Raw genomic sequence first — 18,364 nt, 5'->3', positions numbered from 1 at the left:
CGGGGCACGTTCACACGGATATCCGCAGCCGGTCGGGCCCGGTGGCGGCCCACGCCCCGCGCAGCGTCCCGCCGTCGTCGCCGTCGAGCAGGTCCAGGGTGAACGCCACGGTCAGCCGCGTCCAGACCCGGGCGCGGCGCAGCATCGCGTGGCCCTCGTTCGCGATCTCGAACCGGGCGACGCGCGCGGCGACGCCCGCGGCCCGTTCGGCGAAGGCGTGCGACTCCGCCGGGCTCGTCATCCGGTCGCGGGTGCCGTGCACGATGAGGACCGACCGCCCGGCGACGGCCTCGACCGGCTCGCCCCGCGGCGTCCACGGGGCCAGTGCGCAGACCCCGCGCACGGCCGGGTCGTCGGCCACGCGGAGCGCGACCCGTGCCCCCATCGAGTGACCGACCAGCACGACGGGCAGGCCCGGGTGGTCGGCGTGGATGCGGTCCAGGGCCCAGCGGGCGTCCTCGATCGGGTCCTCGGCGGGCGAGTTCCAGCCGTAGCGGCGGTTGCGCACCAGCCGGACCTCGACGCCGTCCTTGCGTGCGGCGCGGTGCAGGGCTCGGGCGATCGGGACCATCCTGAGGAAGGCCAGCTTCCAGGGCGGCACGGTGCCGGTTCCCCGCTCGGCGCCGCCGTGCAGCACGAGCACGATCGCCCGGGTCTTCCCGCGCGCCCGCCACACGGACACCGCCGGATCCACTTCGCCCACCCCGCGTCCTCCTGTTCCCCGCATCCGGGTCAACCTCGGTCCCCCGTCCGGCTATTCCACCGTGCGAAGTGGTCCGCACGGTAGATTCGGCGCCCGATCCCCGACGGAAGGGTGGGTGTGGTGAGCGCCACGGACATCGCAGGCAGCGTCGCCGAGCAGCTGGCGGACGTCGAGCAGGCCAACGCCGAAGCGGTGCGGGCCGCGGCCGACCTGGTGCTGGGGGTGATCCGGGCCGACGCACTGGTCTACACCGCGGGCGCCGGGCACTCGCTGGCCGCGGTCGCCGAGACGTTCTACCGGGCCGGCGGGCTGGCCTGCGTCTACCCGCTCTACCACCCCGACCTGCTCCCCCTGCACGGCGCGGTGCCCAGCACGCAGACCGAGCGGCGCAGCGGCCTGGCCGCGGAGGTCCTTTCCGAGCGCGCGCCGGGGCCGGACGACGTGCTGGTGGTGTTCTCGACCTCCGGCGTCAACCCGTACCCGGTCGAGCTGTGCATCGAGGCGCGCAAGCGGGGGGCGGCGGTCATCGCGGTGACGTCGCGGGCGTGCGTGGCGGCGGCGCCGAAGCGGTCGTCGAGCACGCTGGTCGAGCAGGGCACGGTGGTGCTGGACTCGCTGGTCGTCCCCGGTGACGCGAGCTACCCGCCGGACGCGCCGCGCACCGCGCCGCTGTCCACTGTGGTCAACGCGTTCCTGTGGAACCTGGTGCTGGCCCAGGTCTACGACCGCGGAACGGCCGAGGGGCTGGACGTCCCGCTGTGGCGCAGCTCCAATGTGGAGGGTGGCGACGAGGCGAACGCCGCACTGCTGGCGAAGTACGGCGAAATCGTCCCGCGCCTGCGGTGAGTACGTCGGAAAGCACCGGCCCAGGACGTCTTGACGCCCCGGGCCGGTCGCTTTAGCGTCGACATACCGACTGGTCGGTGCGGACCGGTCGCTCCCGGAGGAGGTCCGATGGACAGCGCCACGGCGACCGTGCAGGGCGAGTGCGCTCCCGGCTTCGAGCCGGTGCGCGCGGCCTTCGAGGAGAACTTCCGCTCCCGCGGCGAGCTCGGGGCCGCGTTCACCGCCTTCCGGCACGGCGAAGTCGTGGTGGACCTGTGGGGCGGCTGGACCGGTCCCGACCGCTCGCGGCCCTGGCAGCCGGACACGCTGGCCAACGTCTGGTCGACGACCAAGGGCATGACCGCGCTGTGCGCGCACAAGCTGGCCGAGGCGGGCGAGCTCGACGTCGACGCGCCGGTCGCGAAGTACTGGCCCGGGTTCGCGGCGGCCGGGAAGTCGCGGATCCCGGTGCGGTGGCTGCTTTCGCACCGCTCCGGCGTACCCGGGATCGGCCTGGAGCGGCCGGTGGCGGTCGAGGACCTGTACGACTGGGACCTGATGACGTCGCTGTACGCGGCCCAGGAACCGTTGTGCGAGCCCGGGTCCGTCGGTGGCTACCACGCGCTGGCCTACGGCTGGCTCGTCGGCGAGGTCGTGCGGCGGGTCGCCGGGCAGGGCATCCGCGAGTTTTTCGCCGAGCAGGTCGCCGGGCCGCTGGGCGCGGACTTCTCGATCGGTCTCGCGTCTCCGGCCGACGTCGACCGCTGTGCGACGCTCGTCGACCCGGTGATGACGGAGGAGATGGCGAACGCGCTGGCCACGGCGTTCGCGGCGGCCGGCCCGGTCGCCCAGGCCGCGCTGATGAACCCGCGCCTGCAGGGCCACGACGCCAACGAACCGGCGTGGCGGCAGGCGGTCATGCCGGCGTAGAACGGCCACGGCACGGCCCGCGCGATCGCGACGATCTACTCCGGGCTGGCCACCGGCACCCTCCTGTCCGCCTCGGCACTGGCGTTGGCCCGGGAAAGCCATGGCAAGGAGATCGACGCGGTCCTCGGCCTCCCGAACGAGTGGGGCCTGGGCTTCTACCTCGGCAGCGACGCCCGCGGCTTCGGCCCCAACCCCGCCGCCTTCGGCCACGACGGCCTCGGCGGCTCCACCGGCGGAGCCGACCCGGAAAACGGCATCACCTTCGGCTACACCCTCAACCAGCTCGGCCCGCTGATCCGCGACGACCCCCGCAAAATGGCCCTGGTCACCGCCCTCTACACGTGCTTGGAAGGTCGACACGCGTGATTCAGAGGTCGACACGCGTGATTGGAGGGTCGACACGGCACTTGCACCGTGTCGACCCTCCAATCACGTGAGTTGACCCTCCAATCACGCGTGATGACTCTTCAATCACGCGTGATGACTCTTCAATCACGCGATGGCGGGTTCTTCGTCGGCGAACTGGGTTGCGTGGAGGGTGGCGTAGCGGCCGCCGGCGGCCAGGAGTTCTTCGTGGGTTCCGCGCTCGACGATTTCGCCGTGCTCCAGGACGAGGATCTGGTCGGCGGCGCGGACCGTCGACAACCGGTGGGCGATGACCAGGGCCGTACGGCCCGCGAGGGCGTGGGTCAGCGCCTCGCCGACCGCGGCCTCGGACTCCGAGTCCAGGTGCGCGGTCGCCTCGTCGAGGATGACGACCTTGGGCTGGGCCAGCAGGAGACGCGCGATCGTGAGCCGCTGACGCTCGCCGCCGGACAGCCGGTAGCCGCGCTCGCCCACCGTCGTGTCGAGGCCGTCGGGCAGCGCGTGGACCAGCTCGCCGAGCCGGGCGCGTTCGAGGGCTTCCCAGATTTCGTCGTCGGTGACGCCGGGACGCGCATACGCCAGGTTGGCGCGGATCGTGTCGTGGAAGAGGTGCCCGTCCTGCGTCACGACGCCGACGGTTTCCCGCAGCGAAGCGAAAGTCAGGTCCCGGACGTCCACATCGGACAACCGCACCGAACCCGAGTCGACGTCGTAGAGCCGCGGCAGCAGCGACGCGATGGTCGACTTCCCCGCCCCCGACGACCCGACCAGCGCGACCATCTGCCCCGGCTCGGCCCGGAACGAGATCCCGTGCAGCACCTCTTCCCCGCCGCGGTGGTCCAAAGTCGCGACGTCCTCCAGCGACGCCAGCGAATACTTGTCCGCCGCCGGGTAGCCGAAGCGGACGTCGGAGAACTCGACCGAGACGCCACCCGAGGTCACCAACGAACGCGCATCCGGCTTCTCCTTGATCATCGGCTCGAGGTCCAGCACCTCGAAGACCCGCTCGAACGACACCAACGCCGTCATGACGTCGACGCGGACGTTGGCCAGCGCGGTCAGCGGCGCGTAGAGCCGGGTCAGCAGCAGGGCCAGCGCGACGACCGTGCCCGGCGCGAGCTTCCCGGTCAGCGCCAAGTAGCCACCGAGGCCGTAGACGAGCGCCTGGGCCAGCGCGGAAACCAGGGTCAGGCTGGTCATGAACCAGCGGGTCAGCATCGCGGTCCGGACGCCGATGTCCCGCACTCGCCCGGCCCGCACCCCGAAGTCGTCCGCCTCCTGCACCGGACGGCCGAACAGCTTCACCAGCGTCGCCCCCGGCGCGGAGAAGCGCTCGGTCATCTGCGTGGTCATCCCGGCGTTGAGGTTCGCGGCCTCCCGCTGCAGACCGGCCATCCGGCGGCCGAGCCGGCGCGCGGGGATGACGAAGATCGGCAGCAGCACCAGCGCGATCAGCGTGACCTGCCAGGACAGCGTGAGCATGACGGCCAGCGACAGCGCCAGCTGGATGACGTTGGTGACCAGCCCCGACAGCGTCGCGGTGAACGTCCGCTGCGCGCCGATCACGTCGTTGTTGAGCCGCGACACGAGCGCACCGGTGCGGGTGCGCGTGAAGAACGCGATCGGCATGCGCTGCACGTGCTCGAAGACCGCGCGGCGCAGGTCGTAGATGATGCCCTCGCCGATGCGCGCGGACTGCCACCGCTCGATCAGGCCGAACCCGGCGTCGGCGACGGCCAGCGCGGCGATCACGACGGCGAGCCAGACCACCACCTCGACGTCGTGGCCGCCGACGATCGCGTCGACCACCTTGCCCGCCAGCACCGGGGTCGTCACGGCGAGCACGGCCGAGACGACGGTCAGCACGAGGAAGGCCAGCAACCGCCGCCAGTGCGGCCGCGCGAAGCGGGCGACGCGTTTCAGCGTGCCGCGGGTGAGCGCCTTGGGTGCGTCACCGGCGCGCATCGCCGAGCTCCACAGCCCCCACATGTTGTCCACAAGAAACCCCCAGGTGTCGGGAAACCTCTACCTTAACTGAGGTTTTTTCCGGATAAAACCTCGTCAACGCCCTCGCGGTCCGTTTGCTTCCCGATGCCGTTCACCCGCCGCGAACAACCTGATGGAGGGCGGCGCGCAGCCCTTCGGCCTCCTCGGCCGAGAGCGGTTCCAGCAGGAGCGCCTCGGCCTTGCGCGTGACTTCCGCCCCGGCCTCGCGGACGCGCTCCCCCTCGGGCGTCAGCAGCACCAGGCGCTTGCGCCGGTCCCTCGGCGCGACCTCGCGCCGGACCAGTCCCTTGGCCTCCAGCTCGTCGACGAGCGCGACCATCGTCGTCCGGTCGACGCCGAGCCGGGCCGCGCCGTCCTGCTGCGACCGCGCCGGCCCGTCGCCGAAGAGCGTGAGCAGCGCGAGCTGCCGCCCGGTGACCCCCAGCGGCGCATACAGCGGCTCGGCCAGCTCGGCGAGCCGCAGCTGGGCGTGCTTGAGCAGGTAGCCGAGCCGCTGGGTGACGGCGAGGGGCGCACTGGACATGGGAGAACTCTACACCTACGCTGATCGTCAGTTTGACTGATGATTAGAAACACTGACGATCAGGAGACCCCCATGACGACCCTCGGGCTCAAACCACCCCAGCAGCACCTCGGCATCGCCGCCCTCCGCGAGATCTGGGCGATCGCCGACGACGCCGGCTTCGACGGCTGCTGGGTCTTCGACCACCTCGCCCCGATGGGCCCCGACCGCACCGGCGACGTCTTCGACGGCTGGAGCCTCCTGGCCGCGATGGCCGAAGCGACGAAGCGGGTGCGGATCGGCTGCCTGGTGTCCGGCAACACCAACCGGCACCCGGGCACGTTCGCCAAGATCGCCGCGACCGTCGACCACCTCTCCGGCGGCCGGCTCGACGTCGGCCTCGGCGCGGGCGGCGACACGGTGACCGACGCGATGATGGGCACCCCCACGCCGTCCGCGGCGGAACGCGTGGCCAAACTGGCCGAAACCTGCGAAATCCTCCGTCTGCTGTGGACACAGGCGGAAACCACCTATTCCGGCCGCCACTACCACCTCACCCGCGCCGTCAGCGACCCCAAGCCGGTGCAACGCCCGAAACCCCCGCTGTGGCTGGGCAGCAGCGGCGAGAAGCGCGGCCTGCGGGTCGTCGCCGAGCACGCCGACGTCTGGCTGAACGCGGCCCTGCCGGGCACCGGAATCGCCGAGCTGCAACGGCTTTCGCGGGTCCTCGACGCGCATTGCGCGGCCGTGGGCCGGGATCCGGCGACCGTCGGCCGGGCCGTGCAGTTCCGGCTGCCGTCCGACGCGGACAGCGCCCTGCGGCTCACGCAGAGCTACGTCGACGCCGGCTTCACCGAGCTGGTCCTGATGCCCGCCGGCCGCGACGATGTCGTCGCGGCGTCCGAAGCCGCCGCGAAGCTGCTCCCCCGCCTGCGCGACGTCGACTGAACCGGGTCACGGCCCCTCGGTAGCCTGGCGACGTGGAAACGGAGGTGGGCCGAGCGCCCGCATGGCGGCGCGCGGCCCGGCTCTTCACGGCACCGTCGCGCACCACGGAGGCCGCGCCCCTGCGCTGGGACCTGGGGTTCTCCCTGGCTTGCCTGGCGTTCGCGCTGATCACCGCACTGGTGTCGGAGTTCTACGGCTACCGCGTCTGGGGCAACTTCGCGACTGTGGCGTACGGCTTCGGCGTGGTGCACAGCGGGTATCTGCTGCTGTCCGCACGAAGCGGGCGTACCCCGCGTGGCGTATTCGGTTCCCGCTGGTGCGGCATCGCCGCGGTCGCGCTGTTGGCGATGATCCTCCCGTTGGTACTTCTGGTGATTCGCCGCCTGACCGGGGTGGACTGGCTGATCACGCCGTTCTCGTGGGCCGCGCAGCCCGAGGTGTGGGTGATCGAGCGGTCCGCGGATCTGCTGCTGCACCACGGGACCCCGTACGTCGACGTCACCGCGCTCGGCCGGCCCCCGGTGGTAAACGATTACACCCCCTACGGGCCGGTGATGGCGGTCTTCGGCCTGCCGCGGGCGCTGTTCGGCGGCACCCCGGTGACCGACGCGTTCACCGACGCCCGCTGGATGTTCGCCCTGGCCGCCTGCGCGTGCGTGCTGGGCACGCTGAAGCTGCTGAAGTGGCCGCGGGTGCCGGTCGGTGCCGCGCAGCTCGCGCTGGCCTGCCCGCTCACCGCGCTCACCTGGGCCGTGGCCGGACCGGACCTGGCCATCGTCGGCCTGCTGGTGCTCAGCTGCGCGCTCGCGGCCACCGGACGGGCCGCCTGGTCGGGACTGGTGCTGGCGCTGGTCGTCAGCGCGAAGCTCATCGTCGCGCCCGCGGCCGCGGTCCTGGCTCTGCTCGTGCTGGTCCGCCGCGGCGGCCTGGACTGGGCGGCGCTGGCCCGGTTCGCGGCGGCGCTGGTGGCGACGACGGCCGCCGTGCACCTGCCGGTGTACCTGGTCGATCCGGCGGCGTTCGTCGAGCACGTCTTCCGGTTCCCGCTCGGCATGGGCGTCGTGCGGTCGCCCGCGGCCAGCCCGCTGCCGGGCCACCTGATCGCCGAGACCGGCCCGATCGGGCAGGTGGCGGCGTTCGTGCTCGTCGGCGCCGCGGCCGTGGCGATGATCGGCTGGCTGGTGCGCCGGCCCCCCGCGAACGGCTCCGCCGCACTGCTGCGCATCGCCGTCGGACTCGGCGCGTTGATCCTGCTCACCCCGGCCACCCGGTACGGCTACCTCGTGTACCCACTGGTCCTGCTCGGGGCCCACCTGGCGTTCCGCGTGGCCGAAGTTCCCGCTGCGCCCCCCGCGCAGCAGTCCGCGACTACTTCTTCTTGACCCTGGTGGCCCCGCCGCGCCCCCGCAGCTGGACGCCCGACTCCGACAGCACCCGGTGGACGAACCCGTAGGACCGTCCCGTCGACTCCGCGAGCGCCCGGATGCTCGAGCCCTTCTCGTATTTCTTCTTCAGGTCAGCGGCCAGCTTGTCGCGCGTGTTGCCGGTGATCCGCGCGCCTTTCTTGAGATCAGCCACGTCGATCGCCTTCCCGCCGAGAGTGTTCTGGGCCACATATCGGCCCCTGCCGGGGCAATGATCGAACACTGAGCGCCGGAATGCCAGACGACAGCCGGGAAACAGCCGAAATTGCGATCACATTGGGCCATTCCAGTGCTCTACGGCGAGTGATCTTGCACCCGAATGGACGCACGGTCACGCAAGCTGGACAAGTTCGAGGTAGTCCGCCGACCAGTGGTCCTCGGTGCCGTCGGGCAGCAGGATGACCCGCTCGGGCTCCAGTGCTTCGACCGCGCCGGGGTCGTGCGTCACCAGGACGACGGCACCGGCGAAGCTGCGCAAGGCGTCCAGGACCTGCGCGCGGCTGGCCGGGTCGAGGTTGTTGGTCGGCTCGTCGAGCAGCAACACGTTGGCAGCGCTGGAGACCAGGCCCGCCAGCGCGAGCCGGGTCTTCTCGCCGCCGGAAAGCGTTCCGGCGGGCTGGTCGAGTTGTTCGCCGGTGAAGAGGAACGAGCCCAGCAGGTTCCGCAACTCCTGCGCGCCGGTGTCCGGAGCGAGATGTCGGATGTTTTCCCACACCGACGCGTCATGATCAAGAGTTTCGTGTTCCTGTGCGTAATAGCCCAAACGCAATCCGTGACCCGGAACGACGGATCCGGTGTCCGGGGTTTCCATTCCACCGAGCAGCCGGAGCAAAGTCGTCTTTCCCGCACCGTTCAGCCCGAGTACGACAACCTTCGAACCGCGGTCGATGGCGAGATCGACGCCGGTGAAGATTTCCAGTGAGCCGTACGACTTCGAGAGGCCCTCCGCGGTGAGCGGAGTACGGCCGCAGGGTGCGGGCTCCGGGAACTTGATCCGGGCGACCTTGTCGGCCTGGCGGGTGTCCTCGAGCGACGACAGCATCTGCTCGGCGCGGCGCGCCATGTTCTTGGCCGCCACGGCCTTCGTGGCCTTCGCGCCGAGCTTCGCGGCCTGCTGCTGCAGCGCCGACGCCTTCTTTTCGGCGTTGGCACGCTCACGGCGGCGGCGCTTCTCGTCGGTCGCGCGGGCGTCGAGGTAGCGCTGCCAGCCCATGTTGTACAGGTCGAGCTCGCCGCGGGTGGCGTCGAGGAACCAGACCTTGTTGACCACGTCGGCCAGCAGCTCGACGTCGTGGCTGATCACGACCAGGCCGCCGTCGTGCTGCTTGAGGAAGCCGCGCAGCCAGTTGATGGAGTCGGCGTCGAGGTGGTTGGTCGGCTCGTCGAGCAGCAGGATCGTCTCGGACTTGCCACCGGCGCCGGCTTCGGCCGCGGCGAACAGGATCCGCGCCAGCTCGACACGGCGGCGCTGACCACCGGAAAGCGTCTGCAGCGTCTGCGCCAGGACACGGTCGGCGAGGCCGAGGTTGGAGCAGATCCGCGCGGCCTCGCTCTCCGCGGCGTACCCGCCGAGGGAAGCGAAGCGCTCTTCGAGCCGGGCGTAGCGGTTGATGGCCTTGTCGCGCGCGGCCTCGTCGACCAGCTCGGCCATCGAGGCCTGCGCCTTCTCCATGTCGCGCATCAGCTTGTCCAGACCACGCGCCGAGAGCACGCGGTCCTTCGCGGTGACCGACAGGTCGCCTTCGCGCGGGTCCTGCGGCAGGTAGCCGAGCTCGCCGGTGCGGCGGACGTCGCCGGCGTGCGGCTCGCCCTCGCCGGCGAGGACCTTCAGCGAGGTGGTCTTGCCCGCGCCGTTGCGGCCGACGAGACCGATGCGGTCGCCGGGCTGGATGCGGAGGGTGACGCCGTTGAGCAGGATGCGCGAACCCGCGCGCAGCTCAAGGCCGGTGGCCGTGATCAAGGGGAACTCCCGTGGAAAGGGGGCGTACGGAGGACAGCGTCAAGCAGCCGCGCGGGCTGCGGCGTCACTCCAGCTGGATATCCACGGAGCCCAGTGTACGGGCCGCGGTCCACCGCATTTTCCGGACGTGTGCGGTTTCACCCGTCGCGCAGCGTGACCTGCACGGACAGCGCCCGCACGGCGGCCTCCTCGAGCACGGCCCGGCTCGGCTCGCCGACTTCCAGCACGCGGGGTTCCGCACGGGCGAACAGCGGGGCCAGCCGCCGGTCGTCGCGCAGCTCGTCGAGGGCGCGGCGGTCCCCGCCCAGCACCACGGCATCCACTTCGGACAGCCGGGGCACGAGCACTTCGAAGACGTCCTTCGCCGCGTCCTGGAGCGCGTGCCGGGCCTGTCCCGCGCGACGCCGGGCGAACCGCTGCTGCGACCAGCCGCCCGCGGCGGACCGGCCCTGCACGAGGTGCCGATCGGTGCGCGAGACCTCGATCCGGCCGTCTCGCGCGATGCCGACGCTGTGCCCGCCCCGGCGGACCAGCACGAGGGCGATCGTCCGCGGTACCAGCGCGTGGGCGACGAGCCCGGCCACCGACGGTTCTTCGAGCGGTCCGAAAGGGACGGTCGCGGTCGCGGTGCTGCCGTCGGCGGCGGTCACGCGAACCCGGTCCGGCGCGGTGTCCGTGGCCACGGTCCCGCCGTGCGAGGCGGCGAACCGCTCGAACCAGCCGGCCAGCCGCTCGGGCGGGACCTCGACGGCCCGCCCGCCCCCGGAGACCTGCCGCGCCTTCGCCATGGGAAAACGGTACGGGGCCGCCGCGGTGTCCGCGACGGCCCCGTACCGGTGAGAGTGCGTTACAGCGGGTGCACCGGACCGTTGTTCGTCACGCCTCGCACGTTCGACGGCGCGCCGGCCGCCGCGGGCTGGACGAACCCGTTGATGTGCAGGGCGACCGAGCGGATCGACCCGGCGTCGCCGCCGGCCGCGTCGACCACCCCGAACGTCCACGTGCCGTCGGCCACCGCGCCGGCGAGGTTGCCGGTCAGGGCCTGCGTCGGCCGGTAGGTGCCGGTGAACGGCGCGTTGGCCGAGGTCACCGTGCTGAACGCGGCCGCCGCGTTGTCGGCGAAGACGACCTTGCACAGGTTCTTGCCCGAGCCGCCGTTGCGCTGGAACACCGTGGCCTTCGCCCCCGACGGCGACGTCAGCGTGCCGACCAGGTCACCGACGTAGGAGTGGTTGAGCCCCACCGTCGTCGAGGTCGGGTCGGTGCTGCACGTCGTGCCGTCCACGGAGAACGTCACCTTGGACGCGCGGCCGACCCCGGTGACCGGGATGGTCACCGACGCGCCGACCGGGCTGTTGTCCGGGATCGCCACCGGCTCGCCGGCGTAGGCGAAGTCCTGCGCGACCGGCGACGGGGTGCCGACCGGCAGCGAGAACGACGTCGTCGTCGGCGAGTGCGCCCCGGCGAAGGTGACGCGGGCGTTCAGCACCACCGGCACGCCGAGCTGCTGGCTCGCCGGGACGGTGATGGTGAAGTCGTTGACGCCGGTCTGTCCCGGGCTGATGGTGCCGTAGGACTTCGAGCGCGGCGCCACCGTGACACCCGGGGTCGGGCTGGTGAGCACGACGCTGGTCGACACCGCGGTGCCGTCACCGTCGTTGGTCACCGGCAGCGTCACCTTGGCGGTGTCGCCCGGGTCGAGCGCCGAGCCGCCGTCGGCCGGGGTGACCGTCGGCTGCTTGGCCACCGCGAGGGGCTGCGGGCTGGCGCCGGTGTAGGCCAGCACCTTGTCCGCGAGGATGACGCCGGCCCCGGTGAAGTTGTCGCGGCCCGGGGTCTCGATGTCGATCGCGGTGTTGATCAGCGCTTCCCGCACCTCCGCGGGCGGCAGGCCGGGGTTGCCGGACAGCACGAGCGCGGCGATCGCGGCCGCGTGCGGGGCGGCGGCCGAGGTGCCGAAGAACGGGTTGAACCCGGTCACGCTGGTGGTGACGCCGTCGGCCGCGGTGATCTCCGGCTTGTTCCGGACTTCGCCACCGGTCGAAGACACGTTGCCCGGGGTGATCGGCGTGCCGTTCGCCTCGTAGAACACGCGGCGCGGACCGTCGGAGCTGAACCGCTCGGCCTTGGTGGCGCCGCTGAACGAGCCCGGGTACGGGCCCGCCGGGTTGGCCGGGTCGCCCGGTTCCAGTGCCCGGCCGAACGCCTTGGCCGCCGGGGCCGCCGCGACGCTGAAGGCGTCCCGCGCGGCCGAGTGGCCGACCGTCACGCCCGGGGTGTTGTAGGCCTTGAGCCCGTCGGCCGAGTCGGAGAACCGGCCCCGCAGCGCCGACAGGGACAGGTAGCGGTTCTGGCCCGAGAACTTCACGATGGCCAGGCGCAGCCCGGTCCCGCCCAAGCTCGGCGTCGTGACGCGCTCGTACGGGTCCTGGGTGCCGGTCTGGACGTCCTGGCTGAAGCTGACGACCGCGCCCGCGGAGTTGAGCAGGTAGAGGTCGTAGTCGTTCGCGGACGCGCCGAGCGGGTCCGACCAGTGCAGCGTCACCGGGACGCCGGCCGAGGACGCGTTCGAGATCGGCTCGTAGATCTGGTTGCCCGCCGCGCCGGCGAAGTTGTGCGCCGTGCCGGCGAACTTGCCGACCGACTTGCCGGAGTCGACGAAGTCGCCTTCCCAGTGCGCGGCGGTGCCGCTGGCGACGTTGCCTTCGTTGCCCGCCGACGAGAAGTACAGCGCGCCGTCGGCGGTCACGTCGTTCACGGCCTGGGCGATGATCCAGTCCTGGAACGGCGATTCCTTGAAGTAGATGACGTCGTCGACGATGACGTCGCAGTGCGACTCGAAGCGCAGCTTGCGGATGTTGTCCGCGAAGCTGGCGTCCGAGTTGAAGGCCGACGCGAAGCCGAGCGCGGCGCGGGGCGCGAGGTCGTGGATGATCTCGAGCATCGCGGTGCCCTCGTCGCCGTCGCCCTCCTGGCCGGCGATGACGTCGACGTCCGGCGGGAGTTCACCCTTGGCCTGCGAAGCGGCCAGTGAGTCGACGCCGTCGGACAGCGCGCACGCCTTGACCCCGACGCCGGTGACGCCGAACTGCTGGCGCGCGAGGTCGGCGTTGTGGGCGCGGTCGCCTTCGCTGACCAGCGGCGCGGCCGCGGCGGCACTGCGCTGGGTCTTGGCGGCCATGGCCTTCTGCAGCTCACCGGCGAGGCGATCGGCCTTCTGCTGCTTGGTTTCGGCCGGGGTCTGCTCCTTGCCCGTCGTCGCCGGGGTGGCCAGCTCGCGGGCGGTCATCGCCTGGTCGGCCTGTTCGACGCGCTGGACGTCGCCGCGCGCGGCGATCTCGCTCACCTTGCCGACCGGGACCTCGGCGCGGACGCTGCCGTAGCGGTCGGACACCGCGCGGATGCCCGCCCCGGCCTTGGTGAGCCCGGCGAGCAGGTCCGGCGAAACCTTGCTCGCGCGGATGTCGACGACGACGGTGCCGCCGGCGCTCACGCCGGACTGCAGGGCGGTCAGCTGCTTCCCCAGTCCCTTTTCGGCGACCAGCAGCTTGCTGTCTACTTTGGACTCGGTGGCGGTGCGGCCCGCCTTGACCGCCTGCAGGGCGGCGATCTGCTGTTGCGCGGTTTCGCTGAAGCTGTCCGGTGTGGACGCGGTCGCGGCGCCCGCGGCGGGCGGCGACACGAGGCCGAGGGCGGCGAGCAGTGCCGCGGCCCCGGCGGTCAGGACGGTGGTTCTCGATCTGTTGGAACGGGTACGACGCACGGGCGCCCTCCGATTCTCCAGGCGCGTGCCCCGACTCACGCTGACCGATCGCCGGTGATCACCGGCTGGATCCAGCTAAGTACCGCGAGTTCTCCGTAAACATCAGCCGTTCGAGTGACAAAGGACGGATAATTTCCCGAATGGGCCGGATGACGTAGGCCGTTCAGCGCAGTCGCGAACCGGTCACCGGACACACACCGGACAACCGCTCGGCCGCAAGGGGGTCCACGGGCCGGGAGTCCACAATCGCCGCCCTTCAGAGCACGAAGGAATCCGACCACGGCTGCGCGGCCCGCCCGGACAACGCGTCCAGCAGCGTCACCGCCTGCTTGTCCGTCAGCGAGGCCACGAAGTCGACCACCGCGCGGCCGCGCGCGAGCCCGCGCACCGCGTCCGCCCCCGTCACCGGCTCGCCGGTCGCGCCCACCAGCAGCTCCGGCGCCGAGCGCGCCAGCCCCGCGTACTCCGCGCGGGCCAGCTCGACCAGGTCGTGCAGCCGGCGCGGCAGGCGGGACACCTCGTCGCGGTCGAGCAGCCACGCGTCGAGCGCGTCGACCAGGCTCGTCACCACCCCGGCCTGGCCGCGCTGGTGCAGCGCCAGGTCCGGGCGCAGCAGCACGAACCGGCGGTGCACGAACTTGAGCACCTGGACCTCGTGCCACTGGGCGGGCCGCAGCGAGACGTGCCCGGTGCGGGTGGACGGCGAGGGCAGCAGGAACACGCCGTCGACCAGGCGGGCCGTCCAGTTCGCGGAGAACGCCGCCGTGGCCTGCTCGGCCTCGATCGAGCCGTCGAACTCGCCGGCCAGCAGCCCGTCGACCAGCTCCGCGCGCACCCGCGCAACGGCGGCGGCGAACGCGTCGTCGTCGACGATCCACGCGTCCTTGGCGTGCATGCGGCGGCGGAGGCGTTCCAGCGACCGGCCCGGGCGGCGCAGGTCCGCCTGCAGCGTCTCGTCGTCCAGCGACGCCAGTTCGGCCGCGTGCTCGAGCCACTCCCCCAGTTCCGCGGCGACCGGCGCGTGCTGCAGGACGCCGATGCGGTGGAAGTCCTGGAGGTCGTGAATGGCGTAGGCGATGTCGTCGGCGGTGTCCATCACGGACGCTTCGACCGTCTGCTGCCAGCCTTCGACGCGGCCGGCGAAAGCCGCGCGGGCCTGCTCGAAGTCGTCGAGTTCGGTGGCGTAGGCGGAGAACTTCGCCGCGCCGGTGCCCGGCAGGTCGCCCGGCTCGGCCGCGCCGCGCGGCGGCACGGCCAGCTCCGACGGGTGCGGCGCGGGGTGGTGCAGCCGCAGCCACGGGTACTTGAGGACGGCCGCGCGCACCGCGGCGGTCAGGTCCAGCCCGATCGCCGACGGCCCGCGCACGTCGGTCGTGGTGATGATCCGGAACGTCTGCGCGTTGCCCTCGAAGCCGTCGGCGAGGCCGAAGCGGTGGCGGGCGATCCGGTCGAGCGTCTGCTCTCCGAGGTGCCCGAACGGCGGGTGCCCGAGGTCGTGGGCGAGCGCGGCGGCCTCGGCGACGTCGGGGTCGCAGCCGCCGAGCTTGTCGGCCAGCCCGGCGTCGGGCCCGCCGGTGATGCGCTCGGCGATCGCGCGGGCGACCTGCGCGACCTTGAGGCTGTGGGTGAGCCGGTTGTGCAGCAGCCCGGCCCCGCCGGCGCTGACCACCTGCGTCACGCCGCCGAGCCGCGCGAAGAAGGGGGAAGCGGCGATCCGGTCGCGGTCGATCCGGAAGGGGCTGGTCGCCAGGTCGGTGAACCCGCCGACGTTCGCCACGGGGTCGCGCCGGGCCGTCCGCGGGTCGGTCTCCTGATCCATGCGCCCGACCCTAGCCGCCAGGTTCACCTGAACGGCGGGCAGGCGCGTGGGTACTCCGGAGGCATGTCCCGACGCATCGTCACGGCACTCGCGGTCCTCGCTTTCGCCCCGGTCGCCTGCGGCGCCCCGCCCGGCAACCCGGGCACGACGCTGATGCCCCGCGGCGCACGCTGCTTCTTCCGCCGCGGACCGGGCGGCCCGGCCATGCCGGTGATCAGGAAGGCATCCCGCGTGCTCCGAGGGGCATCACTCGTGATCAGGGAGGCATCACGCGTGATCAGCCGGGCATCATGCGTGATTCGAGGGGCATCACTCCGGCTGGGCGGTGTAGGCGGCCAGGCAGCGGTCGGCCTGGGCGCGGGCCACGGCCTCGTCCTCGCCGCCTGCGACGTGCGCGGCGTACCAGGCCTCGCCTGCCGCGGTCACGAACGAAACGCCCTCGGGGGAGGCCATCCAGGCCATCGCCTCGGCCGGGTCGACGACGTACGACGGGTCCGCCGCCAGGTGCCGGACCAGGGCGGTCAGCGCCATGTCCCAGCCGATGCCGACCGCGCCCGGGCCGAACTGCTCCCAGTGGTCGTCGACGTGGGCCACGTGCTCGAGCGAGAACCGGGTGCCCGAACCCTCCGGCGTCAGGCGGACCTCGATCCAGCTCACCCCGCCGTGCATCTCCCACGTCGCGGCGAAGCTCTTCGGCGGGTCGCAGCGCTCGACCTTGCCGCCCGCGTTGCCCTCCAGCTGGTACTTCCCGCCGACGCGCAGCTCGCCGGTCACCGGCAGGAACCACCGCGGGATGCGCTCGGCGTTCGTGACCGCGTCCCACATGTCGTCGACGTCGGTGTCGTAGACCTGGCTGATGGTCATGACCCGCGCCTCCCCCGCTTCGAGCACGCGGGTGCCGACCGTCCGGCGGACGGCGCTGATCTGGTGGCTGACGTCGATCACGAACCTTCTCCTTGGTTGAGGCGGCGCTCGCGCTTGCCGCGGGCGATTTCGGTGGCCAGCGCGTCCAGCGGCGGCGTCCAGTACCGGCGGAACCGGTCGAGCCAGACGTCGACGTCGCGCAGCGGGGCGTGGCCGACCGCGTACAGCCGTCTGGTCCCGTCTTGGCGGACGACCGCGAAGCCGTTGTCCCGCAACACCTTCAGGTGCTGCGACACCGCCGGCTGCGAGATGCCGAACTCGGCCCGGATCACCTCGGTCACCGCACCGGCGGCCCGTTCGCCGTCGGCCAGCAGCTCGAGGATGCGGCGGCGGACCGGGTCGCCGAGGACGTCGAAGGCGTGCACCCGGCCAAGCTACAAGTGGTCACTTATATAAGTCAACCCTGAAGTAGTTGCTCCGATGTGGGTAACCCCCGGTGAACATCAGCCGACATCGGTTCCGCTCCGCCGCGCGACCCGCGACGATCGAGGTCGTGAAGTCGCCACGCGCGGTCCGCTTCGCCTTCCAGCCGCTGTACAGCCTCCACACGGGAGGTGTCGTGGCGCACGAAGCGCTGGCCAGGCCCGGCCGCGGCACCGTCCCCGAGCTGCTCGCGCAGGCGCGCCGCGACGGCAGGCTCGCCGAGGCCGACGTCGGGCTCGCGGTCGCCGCCGTCCGGCAGGACGCGGAAGACCCGACGTCACTCCCCCTGCACCTGAACCTCTCCGCCCGCACCCTGGCCGCGCCGCCGTCGATGTACGAGGGCCTCCTCGAGGCGCTCGGCGACGCCGACCGCCGCACCCGCGACGTCGTCCTGGAGATCGGCCCGCCGTTCGCGCCGCTGCCGCCCGGCCGCGCGCTCGCCGGGATGCGGGAGCTCACCGAGCTCGGCTTCCGGCTCGCCCTCGACGGCCTCGGCCGCGGCGACCTGCCGCTGGGCCTGCTGGTCGAGGCGCCGATCGACCTGGTGAAGCTCGACCGGACCGTGCTGCGCGGGCTGCCGGACGACCCCGCTTCGGTCGCCGTGGCCGAGGCCTTGCTGCACTACACGAACCGCACCGGCACGCGGCTGGTCGCGACCGGCGTCGAGACCGACGCGCAGCTCGACGCCGTCCGCAACCTGGGCGTGCGGATCGCGCAGGGGCACCTCCTCGCGCCGCCGACGGCCGCCGGCCCCGCGCCGGCGCTGCTCACGCGCGCCCGCCCCTCGACCGGCGCCCCGGCACCCTGCGTCGGCGACTTCCTCCGCCCGGCGACGACCCTGCCGGAATCGGCGACCTGCGACGAAGTCCGCGCGGTGCTGGCGGCGGCCGACGCACCGAGCGGCGTGGTCGGGGTGGACGAGCTGAACCGGCCGCGCTGGTCGGTCGACCGCACCCGGTTCCTGGTCGCGGTCACCGGCCCGTACGGGCACGCGCTGCACGCGAAGCGCCCGGCGGCCCGCCTCGCGGACACCCCGCACACGATCGAGGCCCGCGCCGGCGCGATGGAGTTCCTCGAGCTGGTCACCGACGCGGCCTGGGGCCGCACCGGCGACGACGTGGTCGTGGTCGACGAGCTCGGCCGCTGCCTCGGCGTGGTGCTGGTGACCGAGGTGGTCCGCGGCGTGGCCGAGGCGAAGGTCGAGGCGGCCGCGGCGCTGAACCCGCTGACGCGGCTGCCGGGCAGCGACACGATCGCCCGCGACGTGGCCCGCCGCATCACCATCGGCGAGCCGTTCGTGGCGGCCTGGCTGGACATCGACGGGTTCAAGGCGGTCAACGACACGGCGGGCTTCGCGGCGGGCGACGACCTGATCCGCGAACTGGGCGCGGCGCTGACCGAGCTGGCCGGCGGGTTGCGGCGCATGCGCGTGAGCCACGTGGGCGGCGACGACTTCCTGGTGGTGTGCGACGTCGACGAAATCGCGACGGTGGCGGGAGCGTTGCTGGACCGGTCCTGGTCGGCCGACGGCCTGCCGGTGACCGTCTCGCTGGCGACGCTGGTCTGCGCGAGTGGCGCGATCGGTTCGTACCAGGACGTTTCGCGATTGCTGGCGCCGTTGAAGATGCGGGCGAAGGCGGTGCCGGGGTCGAGCTGGGTGCTGAGCCGCCCGGGCGCGGAGCGGGTGGAAGTGCTGCGCGGCATCGGAACCCGCGGGTTGCGGGCCGCGGTCGGCTGACGTCGGGAGCGGACCAGGAAGCCTTCGATTCT

At 72.4% G+C, this 18,364-nt stretch carries 14 protein-coding genes and 1 pseudogene; 5 read left to right on the top strand and 10 right to left on the bottom strand.

From position 1 onward, the window contains the following. Positions 1–10: 10 nt before the first annotated feature. The gene (locus ACFPLC_RS29960) at positions 11–703 is read right to left on the bottom strand and encodes an alpha/beta hydrolase (protein WP_378190651.1); all 693 of its coding nucleotides are present in this window, start codon (positions 701–703) and stop codon (positions 11–13) included. A 117-nt stretch (positions 704–820) separates the two neighbouring features. Here ACFPLC_RS29960 and ACFPLC_RS29955 point away from each other — a divergent pair, with 117 nt between their 5' ends. Together ACFPLC_RS29955 and ACFPLC_RS29950 are read left to right on the top strand one after the other, a co-directional pair. Continuing rightward, positions 821–1,549 carry an SIS domain-containing protein gene (locus ACFPLC_RS29955; RefSeq protein WP_191314177.1) on the top strand — a complete coding sequence of 243 codons (729 nt, stop codon included), beginning with the start codon at positions 821–823 and terminating at the stop codon, positions 1,547–1,549. Between the two features lie 108 nt (positions 1,550–1,657). Then, positions 1,658–2,824, top strand: a pseudogene (locus ACFPLC_RS29950) (serine hydrolase domain-containing protein). 126 nt (positions 2,825–2,950) lie between these two features. On the opposite strand, the gene ACFPLC_RS29945 reads toward ACFPLC_RS29950, so the two are convergent. Both ACFPLC_RS29945 and ACFPLC_RS29940 read right to left on the bottom strand, forming a co-directional pair. Further along, the gene (locus ACFPLC_RS29945) at positions 2,951–4,822 is read right to left on the bottom strand and encodes an ABC transporter ATP-binding protein (protein ID WP_378190654.1); all 1,872 of its coding nucleotides are present in this window, start codon (positions 4,820–4,822) and stop codon (positions 2,951–2,953) included. A gap of 100 nt (positions 4,823–4,922) precedes the next feature. Further along, positions 4,923–5,354 (bottom strand): MarR family winged helix-turn-helix transcriptional regulator, encoded by a 432-nt coding sequence (locus ACFPLC_RS29940; protein WP_378190656.1) that lies wholly within the window; start codon positions 5,352–5,354, stop codon positions 4,923–4,925. Positions 5,355–5,426: 72 nt separating this feature from the next. Between ACFPLC_RS29940 and ACFPLC_RS29935 the strand changes: the two genes are divergently transcribed. Further along, a complete protein-coding gene (locus ACFPLC_RS29935; protein WP_378190658.1) occupies positions 5,427–6,281 on the top strand; it encodes an LLM class flavin-dependent oxidoreductase in 855 nt (284 codons plus the stop codon). 32 nt (positions 6,282–6,313) lie between these two features. Next, on the top strand, positions 6,314–7,663 hold the full coding sequence (locus ACFPLC_RS29930; protein WP_378190660.1) for a glycosyltransferase 87 family protein: 1,350 nt from the start codon (positions 6,314–6,316) through the stop codon (positions 7,661–7,663). Here ACFPLC_RS29930 and ACFPLC_RS29925 read toward each other — a convergent pair. The 7 genes from ACFPLC_RS29925 to ACFPLC_RS29895 form a co-directional block, all read right to left on the bottom strand. Continuing rightward, positions 7,650–7,859: a helix-turn-helix domain-containing protein gene (locus ACFPLC_RS29925; RefSeq protein ID WP_003071237.1), complete on the bottom strand. Its 210-nt coding sequence runs from the start codon at positions 7,857–7,859 to the stop codon at positions 7,650–7,652. The two genes, ACFPLC_RS29930 and ACFPLC_RS29925, sit on opposite strands and share 14 nt — an antisense overlap. Before the next feature lie 177 nt (positions 7,860–8,036). Then, complete coding sequence (locus tag ACFPLC_RS29920; protein WP_378190662.1) at positions 8,037–9,665, bottom strand: ABC-F family ATP-binding cassette domain-containing protein; 1,629 nt, start codon at positions 9,663–9,665, stop codon at positions 8,037–8,039. Between the two features lie 137 nt (positions 9,666–9,802). Continuing rightward, entirely contained in the window at positions 9,803–10,453 is a 651-nt protein-coding gene (locus ACFPLC_RS29915) for an acVLRF1 family peptidyl-tRNA hydrolase (protein ID WP_378190664.1), read from the bottom strand. A gap of 59 nt (positions 10,454–10,512) precedes the next feature. Next, entirely contained in the window at positions 10,513–13,428 is a 2,916-nt protein-coding gene (locus ACFPLC_RS29910) for a S8 family serine peptidase (RefSeq protein WP_378190666.1), read from the bottom strand. Between the two features lie 256 nt (positions 13,429–13,684). Continuing rightward, positions 13,685–15,247: a deoxyguanosinetriphosphate triphosphohydrolase family protein gene (locus ACFPLC_RS29905; protein WP_378190668.1), complete on the bottom strand. Its 1,563-nt coding sequence runs from the start codon at positions 15,245–15,247 to the stop codon at positions 13,685–13,687. Positions 15,248–15,556: 309 nt separating this feature from the next. After that, a complete protein-coding gene (locus ACFPLC_RS29900; RefSeq protein ID WP_378190670.1) occupies positions 15,557–16,192 on the bottom strand; it encodes an SRPBCC family protein in 636 nt (211 codons plus the stop codon). Further along, entirely contained in the window at positions 16,189–16,536 is a 348-nt protein-coding gene (locus tag ACFPLC_RS29895) for an ArsR/SmtB family transcription factor (protein ID WP_191314187.1), read from the bottom strand. Before ACFPLC_RS29895 ends, ACFPLC_RS29900 begins: the two co-directional genes overlap by 4 nt. Positions 16,537–16,664: 128 nt before the next feature. On the opposite strand from ACFPLC_RS29895, the gene ACFPLC_RS29890 reads away from it, so the two are divergent. Further along, entirely contained in the window at positions 16,665–18,332 is a 1,668-nt protein-coding gene (locus tag ACFPLC_RS29890; RefSeq protein WP_378190672.1) for a GGDEF domain-containing protein, read from the top strand. The last annotated feature ends 32 nt before the right edge of the window (positions 18,333–18,364 follow it).

The organism is Amycolatopsis plumensis (genome assembly GCF_042652605.1).
GTDB lineage: Bacteria > Actinomycetota > Actinomycetes > Mycobacteriales > Pseudonocardiaceae > Amycolatopsis > Amycolatopsis plumensis.
The sequence above is the reverse complement of the archived record's forward strand: the minus strand, read 5'-3'. Positions and strand labels throughout refer to the sequence as shown.